The following is a 17,719-nucleotide window of genomic DNA, read 5'->3' as shown; positions in this document are numbered from 1 at the left end:
AACTTCCTTGAGCCGGCCACTGCTCGCACGAATTTTGCGCGTCACGCTTGCACCCGGCCTGGCACTCCGGCAAGTGCCGGGCGAGCTGCCTGGTTTTTGATACCGTTTCCCTTGCCCGTTCTACCTTTCGCGCTCTATGCTTCAACCTTTCCGCACGCTCTGCCACCGTTTGTTTTCCGCGTTGCTGCTGCCGGCGCTGCTGGCCCAGGCCACGCCCGCGGCCGCGGTTTCCATCGAGCCGGGCAACCCCAGCCTCGAGTTTATTCCGAACAAAGGGCAGTGGGACCGCCGCGTGCGCTACGAAGCCGCCCTACCGGCCGGCCGCCTCTACGTGCAGGCCGACGCCCTCACCTACAGCTTCCTGGACCCCGCCGCGCTCAGCCACCACCGTGAGAACGGCCGGGGCGCCGCATCCGCCAGCACCGGCCGGCCGGATGGCGACATTGCGGGGCACGCTTACACGGTGCATTTTGAGAAAGCCAACACCCGCAGCCGACTCACGGCCGAAACCCCCACGCCCGGCGAGCGCAACTACTTTGTGGGCGCCGACGCCGCCCGCTGGGCCAGCCACGTGGGCGCCTTCCGGCGGCTGCGCTACACCGAGCTGTGGCCGGGCATCGACCTGACGCTGTACGAAAACGCCGGCCACCACCTGGAATACGACGTGCTGCTGGCCCCCCGCGCCAACCCCGCCCGCGTGGCCCTGCGCTACGACGGCGCCACCAGCCTGGCGCTGAACATCGACGGCAACCTGGTGATAAAAACCACCGTGGGCACCACCACCGAGTTGGCCCCTAAGGCCTGGCAGCTCGATGCCCGCGGTCGCCAGCAGCCCGTGGCCTGCCGCTACGTACTCAATGGCCGCACCCTCACTTTCGCCCTCGGCGCCTACGACAAGTCCCGCGCCCTGACCATCGACCCCACCGTGCAGTTCTCCACCTTATCGGGCTCGACGGCGGACAACTGGGGCTTCACGGCGACTTATGACGACGCGGGCAACATGTACTCGGGCGGCATTGTGTTTGATACCGGCGGCGCGTTTCCGGCCACGCCGGGCGCTTTCCGCACCAGCTTCAGCAGCATCGTGGACATGGCCCTTATCAAATACAACACCGCCGTATCGGGCCCGGCGGCGCGGGTGTGGGCCACCTACCTGGGCGGCAACCAAGCCGATTTCCCGCATAGCCTGGTGGTGAATGCGCAGAACGAGCTGGTGGTGTGCGGCAGCACGTCTTCGACCAATTACCCCACCACCACCGGAGCTGCCCAGCGCGTTTTTGGCGGGGGCACGGCCCTCGACCCGTTCCGGACCGGCAACCGCGAGGGCAGCGAGAAGTACAAGCTGCCCAACGGTTCGGACCTGGTGGTGACGCGCCTCAACGCCACCGGCAGCGCGCTGGTGGGCAGCACCTACCTGGGCGGCGCGGGCAACGACGGCGTGATTGCGCAGCCGCCCGCCATTGGCGCCAACTACGGCGACGCCTTCCGTAGCGACGTGCTGCTGGATGGCGACGGCAACGTGTACGTGGCAGCGGCTACCAGCTCGGCCAATTTCCCCGGCCGGACCCTGGGCTTCAATGCCACCTACAGCGGGGGCGTGTCGGATGCGCTGGTGTGCAAGCTCAACGCGGGCCTGACGGCGGTGGCCTGGTCCGGCTACCTGGGCGGCAACGCCGCCGACGCTGCCTACTCGGTGCAGCGCGACAACCAGGGCCGGGTGTACGTGTGCGGCGGTACCACTTCCAGCAACTTCCCGGCTACTGCCGGGGCCTACCTCACCGGGTACCAGGGCGGCAGCGCCGACGGCTTTGCGGCCCGCATCAGCCCGGACGGGCGCAGCCTGGAGCGCGCTACTTTCATTGGCACCAGCGGCTACGACCAAGCGTATTTTCTGCAGCTGGACGCGGCGGGCAGCCCCTACCTGTTTGGCCAAACGCTGGGGCAGTTCCCCATCACGCCGGGCAAATACGGCGCCGTGGGCGGCACGCAGTTCATTCAAAAGCTAAGCCCGGACCTGACCGCCAGCGTCTACGGCACCACGTTTGGCAACCGGGCGGGCGTGCGCGGCGGCCCCAACCTAGTACCCACTGCCTTCCTGGTCGATGACTGCGAGCGGATATACATCAGCGGCTGGGGCGGCGAAGACAACGACCTGGGCGGCAACTGGATAGGCGGCTCCACCAACGGCCTGCCCGTGACCAGCAACGCCGTGCAGCGCAACACCGACGGTAGCGATTTTTACCTGGCCCAGTTCGCCGCCGGCATGACCGGCCTGGAGTACGGTACCTTTTTCGGCCAGCAAGGGGCCGGAGCCGAGCACGTGGACGGCGGCACGTCGCGCTTTGACAAGCGCGGCGTGGTGTACCAGGCCGTGTGCGCCGGCTGCGGTGCCACGCAGGGCTTTCCGGTGCCACCGGGCGTCCACGTCGCCTTTCACAAGGATGTTGAGTTCCTTAAACGAACCGATAGCCAAACGGCGGCCAATTTCGTCCAGCGTGATGTGCTTCTTGGTCCGGATGGTCTGCTCGCGGGCCAGCTGCAGGCGCTGGGTAGCAGTTTCGCGGGCTTCGCGCTCCGTCTCCATTACTTGGATACGGTCGCCGGCCTGTGGGGCCCCAGTCAGGCCGAGTACCTGCACCGGCGTAGCGGGCGGCGCGGTTTTCATTTTCTTACCGCGGTGGTCGGTCATGGCCTTCACGCGGCCAAAGTGCGGGCCGGCAAGGATAATATCGCCCACGTTCAGGGTGCCGGTTTGCACCAGCACGGTGGTCACGTAGCCACGGCCTTTGTCCAGCGAGGCTTCGATTACGGTACCAATAGCGCCACGGTCCGGGTTGGCTTTCAGGTCGAGCAATTCGGCCTCCAGCAACACCTTTTCCAACAGCTCCTCAATACCAATGCCCGACTTGGCCGAAACCTCCTGGCTCTGGTATTTGCCACCCCATTCTTCCACCAATATGTTGATGGCCGAAAGCTCCTCGCGGATTTTCTCGGGATTGGCCGAAGACTTGTCAATCTTGTTGAGGGCAATGATAATCGGCACCCCGGCTGCTTGCGCGTGGTTGATGGCTTCCTTCGTCTGCGGCATCACCGAGTCGTCGGCCGCCACCACGATGATGGCAATGTCCGTCACCTTGGCGCCACGGGCACGCATGGCCGTAAAGGCTTCGTGACCAGGCGTGTCAAGGAACGTAATGGGCTGGCCCGATTTGGTCCGCACCTCGTAGGCACCAATGTGCTGCGTGATGCCGCCGGCCTCGCCCTTGGCCACACTCGCGTCGCGGATGTAGTCAAGCAGCGACGTCTTACCGTGGTCGACGTGGCCCATGATGGTCACAATCGGTGCGCGGTGCTTCAGGTCGGCTTCGTCGTCGCCGGCATCGATGCTGATTTCTTCCTCTTCTTTCGACAGGAATTCCACGTCAAAGCCGAATTCGTCGGCAATCACGGTAATGGCTTCGGCGTCGAGGCGCTGGTTGATGGACACGAACATGCCCATGCCCAAACACACCTTAATTACCTCGTTCACGTTCACGTCCATCAGCGAGGCCAGGTCATGTGCCGAGATGAATTCGGTGAGCTTGAGGGTTTTGGCATCCAGCTCGTTCTGCGCGCGCAGGGCCTCGCGGTCCTCTGCCAGCATGCTCCGCTTGTCGCGGCGGTACTTGGCGCGGTTGGCTTGGCCGGTGGCTTTGTTGCCGCCGAGCTTGGCCAGCGTGGCCTTAATCTGCTCCTGAATCTGCTTTTCAGCCTGTTCAGGGGTGAGGGCGGGCGCATTGGGCTTGGGAGCCGGCTGACCGGGACGCTGACCGGGACCGCCGGGGCGCTGGCCGGGGCCGCCACCGGGGCGGTTGCCCTGGTAGCCGCCACCCTGGCCGGGAGCACCCGCCGGGCGGTTGCCTTGGTAGCCGGGGCTGGGCGGCGACGTGGTACTGCCGGGAGGGCCAGGCAAGCGCGTGCGCTTCTTCTGACCCGGACCAGCCGGCAAACCACGCTTGCTCACATCAGAAGATGCAATGGGACGAGGGCCACGGCCACCCGGACCACGACGGTCGTTGTTGATAGATGACAAGTCAATTTTACCGAGCACCGTGAGGCCCTTCAGCGTATCCGACTTGGCTACGATGGTACTGGTGTCTTCCGGCATACCGCCATCGGCAGGAGCCTCGGGTGCGGCAGCAGCGGGGACTGCGGCTGCAACAGCAGTGGAGGCCTGTGCAACCGGAGCAGGCGCGGCCGGTGCAGGGGCAGCGACCGGTGCAACAGGCGCTGCTTCGGCTTTTGCCACTGGCGGAGCCACCGGAGCAGCTGGCACAGGAGCCGGTACCGCGGGCACTTCCGCTTTGGGAGCAGGAACAGCTGCAACCGGGGCGGGCGTGGCCGGAGCAACCGGAGCAGGAGCTGGCACTGCCGCCGACGTTTCCGCAGGCTTGGGCTTGGGGGCCACTACCCGGCCACGGCTGTCCAACTCGATTTTACCCATCACCTTAAGGCCCGGTGCGGCTGGCGCGACAGGAACCGGGGCGGGGGCAGGAGTTGGGGCGGCGGCCACAGGGGCAGCCGGCGCCACTGGAGCAGGCGCGGAGGCTAGTGCCGCGGCCACGGGGGCAACGGGCGCCACCGGCTTGGGAGCAGGGGCAGCCGCCGGCACCGGGCGCGGAGCCGGGGCAGCAGGTTTGGGAGCCGCGTCAAGGTCACTCTGGCGCTTGTCCTGAATAACCTTTTGAGCCTCCTGCCGGTCATGGGCATAGGCCGCGAATTCCTTCTCAAGCGAGGCCACTTGCTCACCAGTGAGTTTCGTGGTGGGCTTGTTCTCTACTTGTATACCTTTCTTGGCCAAGGCTTCGACCACCCTGTCCATTCCAATATTCAGGTCTTTGGCCGCCTGTTGTAGCCGTTTCGGGGTTGCTTCCGCCATTCTATCTGTTACTCGCGTTCGATACGCTTCTAAGTGCAAAGGTATTACATTAAATCTTGCCAGCAGGGCGAAACCGCGCCAACTGGCACGATTTGTTACCCTTGCCGTACCGGCCCGCGGCCGTCATTGGGCTGGCTCGGCGGGAGAGCTTGCGCCCGCGTCCTCAGTAGCTGCTTTGGGTTCTTCAGTCATTTCGGTCTCCAAAGGGGTATGTTCGGGGGTAATCTCGGCCTCAGAAGCATGATTTACAGCAGCTTCCTCGTCCTGTTCGTCAGTCTTTACCTCGGGGGCAGCCTCTCCAGCGGCACGCTTTTTGGCGGCTTCCAGCGAGCTTTCGTCGAGGTCTTCGTCGTCGGCAAATTCCTGGCGGATAATGCGGTACACATCGTCCACCATTTCTTCTTCGAGTTCCGTGCGGCGCACGATGTCGTCTTTCTTCACGGCCAGTACGGCACGGCCGGTGTCCAGACCGATTTTTTTCAGCTCGGCCAGTACCCAAGGCTCGATTTCGTCCTGGAACTCGTCCAGGGAAATATCCTCCTCGTAGTCAATAGCTTCGCGAAATACGTCGATTTCCATGCCCACCAACCGGCTCGCCAGCTTAATGTTGGCACCGCCACGGCCAATGGCCAAGCTCACCTGGTCGGGCTTCATGAATACCGAAACCCGGCCGCTCTCCTGGTTTATCTTCATAGAACCCACTTTGGCCGGCGATAGTGCCCGCGCAATATAGAGTTCTAAGTTGTCAGTGTAATTGATGATGTCGATGTTCTCATTCTCCAACTCGCGCACCACGGGATGAATGCGGCTGCCTTTCATGCCCACGCAGGCACCCACGGGGTCAATTCGCTCGTCGTAGCTTTCTACGGCCACTTTGGCGCGCTCGCCGGGCTCACGCACCACGTTTTTGATAACGATGAGGCCGTCGTAAATCTCGGGTACTTCCAGCTCGAACAAACGCTCCAGGAAAGCCGGGGCAGCACGGGAAAGGATGATTTTCGGCGTGCCGTTAATCACCTCCACGCGGTGCACCACGGCGCGCACGGTGTCGCCCTTGCGGAAACGGTCCTTGGGGATTTGCTCGCCCTTGGGCATCACCAGCTCGTTGTCGTCCTTGTCCATGATGAGGGCCTCGCGGCTCCACACCTGGTAGACTTCCCCGGTCACGATTTCACCCACCTGGTCCTTGTATTTCTGGTAGAGATTGTCTCGCTCCAAATCCTTCACGCGCTGAATAAGCGTCTGGCGGGCCATGAGCACGGCACGACGGCCGAAATCTTCCAGCTTCACGCCTTCGGCCACCGATTCGCCTACTTCGAAATCGGGCTCGATTTTCTGCGCGTCGGTGAGGGTGATTTTGTCGTGGTCCCAGATGTCCTCCGAGTTATCGTCCACGATTTCGCGGTTGCGCCAGATTTCCAGGTCACCGTTGTCAGGGTTGATGATAACGTCGAAGTTTTCGTCCTGGTCGTACTTTTTGCGAATCATCGTGCGAAACACGTCGTCCAGGATGCTCATCATCGTGGGCCGGTCAATGTTTTTGCTCCGGGCAAATTCGCCGAAGGATTCGATTAGTTCGTGGCTATTCATTGTTTTAGCTGTTAGCTAATAGCTGGTGGCTTTTAGCTTTTTAATGAAACAATTTTGGCGAAAAATGCCGCTGAAAGAACCTCAGCTAACAGCTAACAGCTATTAGCTAATAGCTCACTTAAAGGAGATAACCACTTTGGCTTCCTGAATATCCGCGAAGGGATAGAAGGCAGCGGGAAGGGTGGTTTTCTTGGTTTTCTGTTTGATGACTTCTTCGATTTCCACACCTTCCGGGGTAGCGGCAGTGAGGACGCCGGTTTTTTCGGTGCCGTCGGCCAGTTTCAGGGCCAGGGAACGGCCGATGTGGCGGGTGTACTGGCGCGGGTCAGTGAGGGGCTGGTCGGCACCGGGACTGGTGACTTCCAGGGAGTAAGCGGAATCCTCACCGTAGTGCTCGTCGATGCGTCGGGCCAGGCGGCGGCTGATGGTGGCGCACGCCTGAATGGCCAAGCCTTCGGGGCCGTCGAGGGTGACGGTCACCTTCGGCAGCACCGAATCGGAGACGGTGAGGCCCACGATGAACAGCTCCTCCTCGCCGATGGCGTCCTGGAGCATTTCCAGCAGTAGGGTACGGTCGAAATGCATAACTAAGGAAAAAAGCGGGCAAAAAAAGAGGGGACTGCGCGTCCCCTCTTTGCTAAAGCGAATACCAACTTCGGGGGCAAAGATACGACAAGGGGCGCCGCCGTGCAAGACCAGCCTGTTGGGTAGGCCGCTGCCAGCGCTGGCTGGACTGAGGAGCAGCCGAAGCGACAATTCCGGGAAAGCAACTTCCGCTGTCAATTTCTGACTTTGAAACCATGAGCCCGCCTGCTGAGTTTCAGGGCGCAGGCAATTGGAGTCGTCTCAAATTGTAACCCACATAATTGAAGCAAAATCCATGAAAACCCACCAAATCATTCGACAAGCCGTTATCGGCATGGCCGCCGTGCTCACGACTAGCGCCGCATTTGCCCAAGCTGCTCCCGAGACGAAGGTGTTGCCTCGAGCCCCGCAGTCGCGGGCACTTATGCAGACCAAACCAAGCCCCGCGGCTACGGCCAGCGGCAAGATTGGTAGCGCCGACGTGACGGTGAATTACAGCAGCCCGGCGGTGAAAGGCCGCACCATTTTTGGCGGCTTGGAGCCTTACGACAAAGTGTGGCGCGCCGGGGCCAACGAGGCGACTACGGTGGAGTTCAGCAAGCCGGTGCTGGTGGAGGGCAAAGCCCTGCCCGCCGGCAAGTACAGCTTCTTCGTGATTCCGACCGCCGCGAAGCAGTGGACGGTTATATTCAATAAAGAGCCCAACCAGTGGGGCGCCTACAAATACGACCAGAAGCTGGACGCCCTGCGCGTAATGGTAACGCCCCGCGAAGCCTCCACCCTGACCGAGCGGTTGGTGTACGAAGTGACACCTAAAGGCTTGGTACTCCGCTGGGAGAATATGGAAGTGCCCGTGACGGTGAGCAGCAAGGCGTCTTAATCACGGCTTTTGACTTACCATTGAGAAGAGGAATCCCTGCCGCAGCAAGCTTGCCCGGTGGAGGTTCCTCATTTTTGCGTTTCGAAGATGACCCAGCCGGTGACCTCGGCGACTACAAAACTCTTTGCGGACTTTTGTAGTCTGCCACCGGCGGCGTAGCCCCTTCTTTTCTCTTCGATATGACCCCCACCACGGAATACAAACTCACCCAATACAGCCACGGCGCGGGCTGCGGCTGCAAAATTGCCCCGGCCGTGCTCGACCAGATGCTGCACACCACCATCGCGCAGCCGCAATATCCCAACCTGCTGGTAGGCAATGCCAGCCGCGACGACGCGGCCGTGTACGACATTGGCGGGGGCCAGGCGGTGATTTCGACCACCGACTTTTTCATGCCCATCGTGGACGATGCCTATGACTTTGGCCGCATCGCCTCGGCCAATGCCATTTCGGACGTGTACGCCATGGGCGGGCGCCCCCTGCTGGCCATTGCCGTGCTGGGCTGGCCCGTGGACAAGCTACCGCCCGAAGTGGCTGCCCGCGTGCTGGAAGGCGCCCGCAGCATTTGCGCCGAGGCGGGCATTCCGCTGGCCGGCGGCCATAGCATCGACTCGCCGGAACCCATTTTCGGCCTGGCCGTGACGGGCCTGGTAAACATCGTGGACCTGAAGCAGAACGACACGGCCACGGCCGGATCGGAGCTGTTTCTGACCAAGCCGCTGGGCGTAGGCATCCTGACCACGGCCCAGAAAAAAGGCATTTTGCGCGATGAGGATGCGTCCATTGCCCCGGCCCAGATGATGCAGCTCAATAAGATTGGGGCGGAGCTGAGCAAGCTGGCTGCGGTGACGGCCCTGACCGACGTGACGGGGTTTGGCCTGCTGGGTCACCTTTCGGAAGTGTGCGAAGGCAGCGGCCTGACGGCAGAAATTGAGTTTTCGAAAGTGCCCCGCATGGCGGTGGCCGAGGCCTACCTGAAGCAGGGCAGCGTGCCCGGCGGCACCGGGCGCAACTGGGCTAGCTACGGCCACAAGGTTGGGACCATCAGCGATGAGCAGCGGGCGTGGCTGTGCGACCCACAGACATCTGGCGGCCTGCTGGTGTGCGTGGCGCCCGAGGGCCGCGAGGCGGTGCTGGAGGTATTTGCACGGCACGGGCTGGCGCTGGAAAGCTTTGGCCACCTGCGGGCCCGCGCCGAAGGAGAAGCCTGGGTGCAGGTGGGAGCGTAGTCTTGGTGCTTTAAGTCGATGAAATTTGCTTTTCTAAAGCCGCTACTGGAAATAGCGGTGGTGCTGCTAGTGGTGTTGGGCGCGTTGCGATGGGTGACGAGCCTGTTCTCGAAGCGCACCCACATTTACCAGGTGACGGCGGCGCGGCAGATGCGCCTGTTGTTTTGGCCGTTGCTGGCGCTGGGGGCGGGCCTGAGCGTGGTGCCGGCCGTGGCAATGGGCGGGCCCGAAGCCAGCTCTTTTGAATGGGTGCTCACGGCGGCCTTTGTCCTGTTTACCCTGGCGTTGAGTGGCCCGGCGTTGCTGCTGCACGTGCGGTACTGGACGCTCAATGAGGGCACGGTGCTTGTTTTTCAGCCCACCGAAAACCGCCTGGAGGTATACGAAGCGGAGCAGCGCGTGACTTTTGAGCGGCGCGACCTGGCGAAAGTAGAGCGGGTAACGTGCCGGGCCCGCCGGACTTTTTGGGTCAAGTACGACTACCTCCGCCTGCACCTGCAGGATGGCCGCGTGGTGGTGCTCACTTCCCTGCTGGCCGATTTGGAGCCGGTGGCGGTATTCCTGCGAAATCTACCCTCTCACAATCAGCAGAAAACCTGGTGCTGGGTGTAGAACTCCCGCTTTTTTTATTTCACCTGGCGGCGGTATAGCCCGGGCGTGCCGGTGGGCTGGTAAACCCCGAATACCGCGGGCAGCAGCTGCTTGAGGCGGGGCACCTGCGCCACCTGGTCGAGCACATAGTCCGGGGGCGAGGCGCTCATTTTCTGGGCAATGCGCACCACGGCGGCGTACTCGTTGAGGTGCCCGAAGTCGGCCTGGGAAAGCGCCCAGTCCAGATATGGCGTGGCGGGCCGGTTGTGGAAATACGCCCGGTCGTCCTGCCCCATAATGAGCAAGGTGTGGCCGCGCAGCGCCGCATAGCGCGGGTCGGGCTGGAGGCCGAAGCGGCTTTCGGCGGGCATCTGCAGCAGGGCTTCGAGGCGCGGCACGTGGGCCCGGTAACGCAGCACCACCGCCGCGTTGAGCACGAGCAGCAACAGCAGTTCCAGCAGCCAGCCGTGTTGGTAGCGCTGCCACAGAAACAGGCTGAAATACGCCAACGGCGGCAGCAGCAGCACCAGCACGCCCGGTGCCGCCCCGCGCTCTACAGCGGCCGTGGCAATGGCCACGGCCAGCCAGACCAGCATCATCTGCCGGAATTTTATCTGGAAGACCAAGCCCAGCGACGTACCCAGCGACCGCAGTAAGGCCAAAACCAACACCAGACCCGGCACAATGAGCAAGCGCAGTTGCAAACCAGCCGGCAGGCCACTGGTAATCAAATCGGTAAGGCCGGGTTGCAGGTGAAACTGCACGAAGCCCGGCAATGCCCCGATATAGAAAAAGAACGTTGCTACCAGCGCGTAGGGAAAGAAAAACCCGCACAGCAGCAGCAGGGAACTACGAAAAGAATTGGCCGCGAAAATGACCACCGCAAACAGGCCCACCACCACAAACAGCGCCAGGGGCAGGTAGCACAAGGCCGCCACGCCAATGAGAAACCCGGCCCGGAACAACCGGCGGTTGTCGTAGCCCTCCCGGGATGTTGGCAGTAATGTGCTGATTGCAAACACGATGAACGTATGCCCCAGCAGCAGGGGCGAGAGCGTATCCAAATCGGTGCTCACACTGCCCACCAGCAAGTAGGTGAGGGCAGCCAGGTAGCCGCGCTCGGGGTGCACATCGTAGCGGTTCAGCACCAGGTTGAGCCGGAAAGCCTGCGCCAGCATCAGGGTGAGGGCAAATACCCGATAGAGCCACACCGGGCGCGACACCACGGCATCGAGCACTGCGAACGTGGCGGCGGCCAGCGGCGCGGTGCCGTCGTAGAGGTCGCGGTAGGGCAGGGCGCCGCCGTATAGCCGCTCGCCCACGAGCAGGGCCCGCAGCTCGGCCGCCGTCACGGGCAGGCCCAGCCACAGCAGCGGCAGGCGCAAGGCCAGCACCAGCACCAGCAGGGCCAGCACCTGCGCGGGCAAGGAGCTTTTGAAAAAGCGAAGCAACTACGGGGACGTAAAAGACGGGAACGGGGGAGCCACGCAAAGGTATTGGTCCCAAGACCTTCCCCGCTGCCCGGCCAAGTGCCGTACTTCTAAAGTACCTTCTTCCCCAATCCGTACCTTTGCCCTGTATTATGGAAAGCAAACGACAACAAAAAATGGCGAGCCTGCTCCAGCAGGAACTGGCCCAAGTACTGCAGCGCGACCTGCCGCACCTCTTTGGGGGGGGCCTGGCGCCGAGCATCAGCATGGTGAAGGTGACGCCCGACCTGGGCCAGGCCCGCGTGTACCTGAGCTTGCTGCTGGGCAACGACGCCAACGAGCGGCTCGAAATTGTGCGCGAAAACGCCAAGGCCATTCGCCAGGCGCTGGCCAAGCGCATTCGCCAAACGGCCCGCGTGGTGCCCGAGCTCATCTTCTTTCACGACGACAGCGCCGCCTACGCCGCCCACATGGACCAGGTCCTGGGCACGCTGGACATTCCGGCCGCGCCCAAAGACGAGGCGGACGCCTCGGAAGAGAAGCCCACCCGGCCGCGCCTATTCAAAGGTGAATGAGCGAATGGGTGAACGACTGCTAGGTGGTCGTGCGCTCCTTCGCCCAACAGACCATTCACCCATTCACCCATTTGCTTATTCACCGCATTGTACTACGACCCGATTAAGAAGACGCTCGGCCAGGTATTCAACCGCACGCCGTGGCTGCGCCGACTGTTTTATCATTTGCTGGATTTGCTCCTGCTGCGCACCTGGCACGTGCATCGGGAGCTGCGCCGCTGGGCCAAAGGCCGCACCCAGGAGTCGCTGCACATCCTCGATGCCGGCTCCGGCTACGGGCAGTACACGTACTGGCTGAGCGGGCTGAGCGCTGAATGGAACATTTTGGCCGTGGACGTGAAGGACGACCAAGTGGCCGACTCCAACCAGTTTTTCCGGCAGATTGGCCGCCGCAACGTGCAGTTTGCGGTGCAGGATTTGGTGCTGTATCAGGAGCCCAACTCCTTCGATTTGGCGTTGTCGGTGGACGTGATGGAGCACATTCTGGAAGACGTGGAGGTGTTCCGCAACATTCACGCTTCGCTGAAGGACGGCGGCATGCTGCTCATCTCCACGCCCAGCGACCAGGGCGGCTCCGACGTGCACGACGACGGCGAAACCAGCTTCATTGAAGAGCACGTGCGCGATGGCTACAACATTCGCGAAATCCAGCAGAAGCTGAGCACGGCCGGTTTTGAGCGCATCGAAGCCCGCTACGCCTACGGCGAGCCGGGCCAGATTTCGTGGCGCCTCAGCATGAAGTACCCCATTTTGATGCTGGGCAAGTCGCGCCTGTTTTTTATCCTGCTGCCGTTTTACTATGCCGTGGTATTTCCGTTTTGCCTGCTCCTCAACTGGCTCGACGCCCGCACCGTGCACGACTCGGGCACGGGCCTGATTGTGAAGGCCTGGAAGTAGAACCCGTAGTAAGCGGATTTCGGCCGGATTGCGCGGGTTTTGGGGTCGCTGTTCGTCGGGTTCGGGTTGTCAATATTCCATTTACGTCTTCGTTAGCGTAGCTTTCCGCTCGCAATCCTCGCACAGCCACCCTACCGCCACCGGAGGAGTCGTCCACAAAATCCGCTTAATCCGGGCGAAATCCGACGAATCCGTGATTTATGAACGTCCCACTCCTCATTGCGCGGCGCTACTTTCTCTCGAAGAACAAGCGCAACATCATCACCATCATTTCGAATATTTCGATGATTGGGGTGGCGGTGGGCACCATGGCGCTGATTATTGTGCTGTCGGTGTTCAACGGGCTGGAGGACCTGGTGCGCACGCTCTACGGAAAATCGGACCCCAATCTGGTTATTTCGGCTACCAAGGGCAAGGCCTTTGACGTGGACCGCACCTTCCTGATGAAGCTGGAAAACACGCCCGGCGTGGCCCTGCTCACGGAGGTTATCGAAGACAACGCCCTGCTGCAGTACCACGACCGCCAGATGGTGGTGAAAATGCGCGGCCTGAGCGATAACTACTTCGGGCAGAGCCAGATTGATGCCAACATCCGGGAGGGCGACCACCGCCTGCGCCGCGACAGCCTGGAGCTGGCCCTGGTGGGGGCCGGCGTGCAGCACGAGCTCAGCATCACGCTCAACAACCGGCTGGCGCCCATGCGCCTGCTGTACCCGCGCAACACGCCGGGCAAAAAAACCCTCAGCATCGACCCGGCAAAGGCCTTTAATGAGCAGAACCTGATTGCGGGCGGCGTGTTTCTCATCGAGCAGCACATCGACGACAGCTACATTTTTGTGCCGCTTTCCTTCGCCCAGCGCCTGTTGGGCTACACCACCCGCCGCACCGCGCTCCACGTGAAGGTGGGCGCCAGCTTCGAGATAGACCAGGTCAAAGAGCAGCTCCGCAAGCAGCTCGGGCCGGACTTTAAGGTGCAGGATTCCGACGAGCAGCACGTGAGCTTGTTCAAGGCCATTAAGGTGGAGAAGCTGTTCGTGTTCATCACCTTCACGCTCATCCTGCTCATCGCCTCGCTCAACATCTTTTTTTCGCTCTCGATGCTCGTCATTGATAAGAAAAAAGACATTTCGGTGCTGCTGGCCATGGGCGCCACCGAGAAAACCGTGCGGCAAACGTTCCTCCTCGTGGGCGCCATTGTGGCGCTGGTGGGCGCGGCCACGGGCCTCGTGCTAGGCGTGACGCTGTGCTGGCTGCAGCAATATTTCGGCTTTGTGAGCATGGGCATGGCCACGAGCGTAGTGGATGCCTACCCGGTGAAAATGCAGGTCTCGGACATTGTTTTCACCTGCCTGTCCATCATCCTTATCACCCTGGCCGTGAGCATTCGCCCCGCTCTGAACGCGAGCAAGCTGGACCTGCGGGATAATTTGTAGGGCTGAGTGCATCTCTGCCGGCCCCCTATCGTAAGGGTTTAGCTCCGCTGCTATTGCCGTAAAGCTCTTCTGTGCCTATTTACGCTTTCAGCCCTACCTTGCGCTTTCCGCGTGTCCGGCCATGAAAGTATCTACCGCAGAACCGTTTCAAATTGTTTACTCGCTCTTTGAGCACGAGTTCCTAGGCCATTTGTTTGCGGCCTATGTGGTGCAGTTGGGCCCCCGGGGCCAGCTAACGCTGCAGCACCAGACCGTTTCGGGCAAAAACGCGCACGAATTCGAAGCCAGCCTCGATGCCACCGACTTTGAACTGGTGGAGCTCTGCGACCAGATTCAGCAGGAAGCGGTGGTGAAAGAATTCTGGCCCCGCAAGATTGCCACGGCCGAGTTCTTCCTGAAAACCTACAACGCCGAAAAGGGCGACAAACCGCTGCAGGAGGCCATTGCCAAGCACGTGCAAACCCGCATGGCCGCCCTACTAGCGCGCTTGGCTGGCAAGCGAGTGTTTATCATGGGCCGCGACGGCGAACCCACTTGGAAGGAAATTGGCCTAGCGCCGGCCAAGGCCTCCATCCTCTTCCACTTCCGGCGCAACGAAGACGGCACGCACTACTTCCCCACCATTCAGTACCAGAACCAGCGCCTCGACTTCCAGTACAAGGACGCCTTGCTGGTGTGCCTGCAGCCGGCATGGCTGCTGCTCGGCGACTTGCTGTACTCCTTCCGGACCGAGGTAGACGGGCGCAAGCTGCTGCCTTTTCTGAAGAAGAAGTTTATTGTAGTGCCGCGCAACGTGGAGGAGAGCTACTTCCAGAAGTTTGTGGCGCCGCTCATGGAATCCTTCGAGGTGCACGCCCGGGGCTTCGATATTCGGTCGGAGCGCTACGTGGCGCGCCCGCGGCTCACCTTCAGTGATGCGATGCCGGCCGTGCCCCCGCCCGAGGCGCCCGTGCGCCCGCCCGGGCCGCCCCGCCGGGGCCGCATTCCGTTGCCCAAGCCCGTGGCCCCGCTCCTCACCGGCGGCGAAACCGAGCAGATTCACTTTGAGCTGAGCTTCCGCTACGGCCCACACCTAATGCCCCTGGGCACCGACAAACCGGTGAGCGTGCGCCTGGAAAAGACGGACGAAAGCTACGTGTTCCACCGCCTGCTGCGCAACCCCGAGCAGGAACAAGCCACCGTGGCCGAGCTGCGGGAACGCCTGCTCACGGTAGAAAACGGCCAGGCCACGCTGCCCAAAGGCGAAGCCTTTAAGTGGCTGCACGACAATACCATGGCCCTGGCCGAGCTGGGCTACACCGTGGAAGCGGCTTCTACGGCCACCAAGAGCTACTTCATTGGGCCCACCAGCGTGCACGTGGGCATTCAGGAGGCGGGCGACTGGTTTGATGTGCGCGGCACCGTGCGCTTCGGTGACATTGAGGTGCCGTTTATCCGGCTGCGCGGGCACATTCTGCAGCGCCGCCGCGAGTTCAAGCTGCCCAATGGCCAGATTGCCATCATCCCGGAGGAGTGGTTTACGGATTACCTGGAGCTGTTTGCTTTTGGGGAAGAAACCCCCGAAGGCCTGAACCTGCGCCGCCACCACCTGGCCCTGGTAGCCGATTTGCAGAGCAACGAATTGGCCACCGTGCGCATGGGCCGCAAACTGGCCAAGCTCCGCGATTTTGCCGAAGTAGAGGACCATCCTCTGCCCGTTGGCTTTCTGGGCGAGCTGCGCCCCTACCAAAAGGCCGGCTACAACTGGCTGCGCTTTGTACAGGACTACCATTTCGGGGGCTGCCTGGCCGACGACATGGGGCTTGGCAAGACCATACAGACGCTGGCCATGCTGCAGCAGCGCGCCGAAAGCGGCGAGGCCCAGAACGCGGCCTCGTTGCTAGTGCTCCCCACTTCACTGGTGTTCAACTGGTTGAACGAAGCGCAGAAATTCACTCCGGACCTGCGCGTGCTGGCCTATACCGGCACGTACCGCGATAAAAACCCCGACCGGTTTGCCGACTACGACGTGGTGCTGACCAGCTACGGCATTGTGCGGCTCGATACCGAAATGCTGGCCAGCTACAAGTTTGACTACGTAATTCTGGACGAGTCGCAGGCCATCAAAAACCCGTCCTCCACTACCTCGCAGGCGGTGCGCCAGCTACGCTCCAAGCACCGCCTGATTCTCACGGGCACGCCCGTGGAAAACAGCACCATGGACCTGTGGTCGCAGATGTCGTTCATTAATCCCGGCTTACTGGGCACGCAGGCTTTCTTCCGCAAGGAATTTTTGAAGCCCATTGAGAAGCACCAGGACGAAGGCCGCACCCGCCGCTTGCACGCGCTTATCAAGCCATTCATTCTGCGCCGCCACAAGTCCCAGGTGGCCAAGGAACTGCCCGAAAAAACCGAGCAGCTGAGCTACTGCCCCATGACCGAGGAGCAGGCCCACGCCTACGAGGAGACCAAAAGCTTCTACCGCAATAAAATCCTGCGTAACCTGGACGAAAACGGCCCCGCCAGCACCCAGTTTCTGCTGCTGCAAGGCCTCACCCGCCTGCGCCAGATTGCCAACCATCCGCGCCTTGCCGACGACACCTACGCCCACGAGTCGGGGAAGCTGCGCGAAGTCCTGCGCATGCTCCGCAACGTGGTAGCAGAAGGCCACAAAGTCTTGGTATTCAGCCAATTTGTACAGCACCTGGCGTTGGTGCGAGCGGCCCTCAACGAGCGACAGATGCCCTACGCCTACCTCGACGGGGCCACCCGCGACCGGCCCGCCGAAGTAGCGCGCTTCCAGGAAACCGAAGACCTGAAAATCTTCCTCATTAGCCTGAAAGCCGGCGGCGTGGGCCTCAACCTCACTGCCGCCGACTACGTCTTCATCCTCGACCCGTGGTGGAACCCCGCCGTGGAAGCCCAGGCCGTAGACCGGGCCCACCGCATTGGTCAGCAGCGCCCGGTGTTTACCTACAAATTCATCACTCAGGGCACAGTGGAGGAGAAAATCCTGGCCCTGCAACGGCGCAAGCTCGCGCTGGTCAGCGAGCTCATTGCCACCGACGAGGCCGTGATTAAGCACCTCACGCGGGCCGATATTGAGGAACTGCTGGGGTAGCAGGGCCTTCCGCAGGTTTGTTTACGGTAGTCGCCAATACGCCTTTTTTACCTTGCTTGCAAGTGTCTACGGTGACAGAAATAATCCAACGATAAACCAGTCCACTAGTATTATGCTCAACTATTTACGCAGCGATTGAGTGGCAATACAGCTGTCGATATCACAAGTAACAGTTCGGGCAAAGTGGCAGGCACAAACGACGTTATGCCCCGCTATTCCCTCGATGGGTTCCGAATCATTTTCGTGAACCGGGTGAACGACGACCTCAGCGCCCCGGATATTTTCACGGTGGACCTTGATGGAAAGAACCGGACTAAGCTGTTCTCCAATGCCTTCTTACCCGATTGGAAATAAGGAATAGCCGGAACGGTTCCAACAGAGCAATACCACTTAGAACCTATCCGAATAGGGATTAAGGAAGTGGTACTTTAGCGGCATGGCCACGACCCAAGAATTCACGATTTCCGATACGCTCTGGATGCGCCTCTCGC

General features: G+C 61.5%; 10 protein-coding genes and 3 pseudogenes. 9 read left to right on the top strand and 4 right to left on the bottom strand.

Annotation, left to right across the window (positions count from 1 at the left end; genetic code table 11):
* Positions 1 to 136: 136 nt before the first annotated feature.
* Positions 137 to 913 (top strand): annotated as a pseudogene (locus tag BEN47_RS23095) (DUF7948 domain-containing protein); the annotation flags it as partial.
* A gap of 1,506 nt (positions 914 to 2,419) precedes the next feature.
* Here the strand turns inward: BEN47_RS23095 and infB are convergent.
* The 3 genes and pseudogenes from infB to rimP all read right to left on the bottom strand — a co-directional run.
* Positions 2,420 to 4,918 (bottom strand): annotated as a pseudogene (infB, locus tag BEN47_RS23040) (translation initiation factor IF-2); the annotation flags it as partial.
* 357 nt (positions 4,919 to 5,275) lie between these two features.
* Positions 5,276 to 6,508 (bottom strand): annotated as a pseudogene (nusA, locus tag BEN47_RS10975) (transcription termination factor NusA); the annotation flags it as partial.
* Between the two features lie 114 nt (positions 6,509 to 6,622).
* On the bottom strand, positions 6,623 to 7,093 hold the full coding sequence (rimP, locus tag BEN47_RS10970) for a ribosome maturation factor RimP (RefSeq protein WP_239691566.1): 471 nt from the start codon (positions 7,091 to 7,093) through the stop codon (positions 6,623 to 6,625).
* A 295-nt stretch (positions 7,094 to 7,388) separates the two neighbouring features.
* Between rimP and BEN47_RS10965 the strand changes: the two genes are divergently transcribed.
* The 3 genes from BEN47_RS10965 to BEN47_RS10955 all read left to right on the top strand — a co-directional run bounded on the left by BEN47_RS10965 (position 7,389) and on the right by BEN47_RS10955 (position 9,814).
* A complete protein-coding gene (locus BEN47_RS10965) occupies positions 7,389 to 7,973 on the top strand; it encodes a DUF2911 domain-containing protein (RefSeq protein ID WP_239691565.1) in 585 nt (194 codons plus the stop codon).
* Positions 7,974 to 8,152: 179 nt separating this feature from the next.
* Positions 8,153 to 9,202, top strand: coding sequence for a selenide, water dikinase SelD (gene selD, locus BEN47_RS10960; RefSeq protein ID WP_070728450.1), 1,050 nt, complete (start codon positions 8,153 to 8,155; stop codon positions 9,200 to 9,202).
* A gap of 18 nt (positions 9,203 to 9,220) precedes the next feature.
* Positions 9,221 to 9,814, top strand: a complete 594-nt coding sequence (locus BEN47_RS10955) for a PH domain-containing protein (RefSeq protein WP_070728448.1) — start codon at positions 9,221 to 9,223, stop codon at positions 9,812 to 9,814.
* Between the two features lie 14 nt (positions 9,815 to 9,828).
* Here BEN47_RS10955 and BEN47_RS10950 read toward each other — a convergent pair whose 3' ends face one another.
* Entirely contained in the window at positions 9,829 to 11,244 is a 1,416-nt protein-coding gene (locus BEN47_RS10950) for a hypothetical protein (RefSeq protein WP_070728447.1), read from the bottom strand.
* A 131-nt stretch (positions 11,245 to 11,375) separates the two neighbouring features.
* On the opposite strand from BEN47_RS10950, the gene BEN47_RS10945 reads away from it, so the two are divergent.
* From BEN47_RS10945 to BEN47_RS21460, 5 genes are all read left to right on the top strand, one after another.
* Positions 11,376 to 11,798, top strand: coding sequence for a ribosome-binding factor A (locus tag BEN47_RS10945; protein WP_070728445.1), 423 nt, complete (start codon positions 11,376 to 11,378; stop codon positions 11,796 to 11,798).
* Between the two features lie 87 nt (positions 11,799 to 11,885).
* Positions 11,886 to 12,695: a class I SAM-dependent methyltransferase gene (locus BEN47_RS10940; protein ID WP_070728443.1), complete on the top strand. Its 810-nt coding sequence runs from the start codon at positions 11,886 to 11,888 to the stop codon at positions 12,693 to 12,695.
* Positions 12,696 to 12,895: 200 nt separating this feature from the next.
* Positions 12,896 to 14,128, top strand: coding sequence for an ABC transporter permease (locus tag BEN47_RS10935; protein ID WP_070728441.1), 1,233 nt, complete (start codon positions 12,896 to 12,898; stop codon positions 14,126 to 14,128).
* Between the two features lie 121 nt (positions 14,129 to 14,249).
* Complete coding sequence (locus BEN47_RS10930; protein ID WP_070728439.1) at positions 14,250 to 17,228, top strand: DEAD/DEAH box helicase; 2,979 nt, start codon at positions 14,250 to 14,252, stop codon at positions 17,226 to 17,228.
* Between the two features lie 204 nt (positions 17,229 to 17,432).
* Positions 17,433 to 17,582: a TolB-like translocation protein gene (locus BEN47_RS21460; protein WP_158010984.1), complete on the top strand. Its 150-nt coding sequence runs from the start codon at positions 17,433 to 17,435 to the stop codon at positions 17,580 to 17,582.
* The last annotated feature ends 137 nt before the right edge of the window (positions 17,583 to 17,719 follow it).

This window comes from Hymenobacter lapidarius, from assembly GCF_001816145.1.
Lineage (GTDB): Bacteria > Bacteroidota > Bacteroidia > Cytophagales > Hymenobacteraceae > Hymenobacter > Hymenobacter lapidarius.
The sequence above is the reverse complement of the archived record's forward strand: the minus strand, read 5'-3'. Positions and strand labels throughout refer to the sequence as shown.

What these genes read in the sequence shown, in the direction of transcription:
- selD (WP_070728450.1), top strand. Translation starts at nt 8,153, where the DNA reads ATGACCCCCACCACGGAATACAAACTCACCCAATACAGCCACGGCGCG.
- BEN47_RS10930 (WP_070728439.1), top strand. Translation starts at nt 14,250, where the DNA reads ATGAAAGTATCTACCGCAGAACCGTTTCAAATTGTTTACTCGCTCTTT.
- BEN47_RS10955 (WP_070728448.1), top strand. Translation starts at nt 9,221, where the DNA reads ATGAAATTTGCTTTTCTAAAGCCGCTACTGGAAATAGCGGTGGTGCTG.
- rimP (WP_239691566.1), bottom strand. Translation starts at nt 7,093, where the DNA reads ATGCATTTCGACCGTACCCTACTGCTGGAAATGCTCCAGGACGCCATC.
- BEN47_RS10935 (WP_070728441.1), top strand. Translation starts at nt 12,896, where the DNA reads ATGAACGTCCCACTCCTCATTGCGCGGCGCTACTTTCTCTCGAAGAAC.
- BEN47_RS10945 (WP_070728445.1), top strand. Translation starts at nt 11,376, where the DNA reads ATGGAAAGCAAACGACAACAAAAAATGGCGAGCCTGCTCCAGCAGGAA.
- BEN47_RS10965 (WP_239691565.1), top strand. Translation starts at nt 7,389, where the DNA reads ATGAAAACCCACCAAATCATTCGACAAGCCGTTATCGGCATGGCCGCC.
- BEN47_RS21460 (WP_158010984.1), top strand. Translation starts at nt 17,433, where the DNA reads ATGCCCCGCTATTCCCTCGATGGGTTCCGAATCATTTTCGTGAACCGG.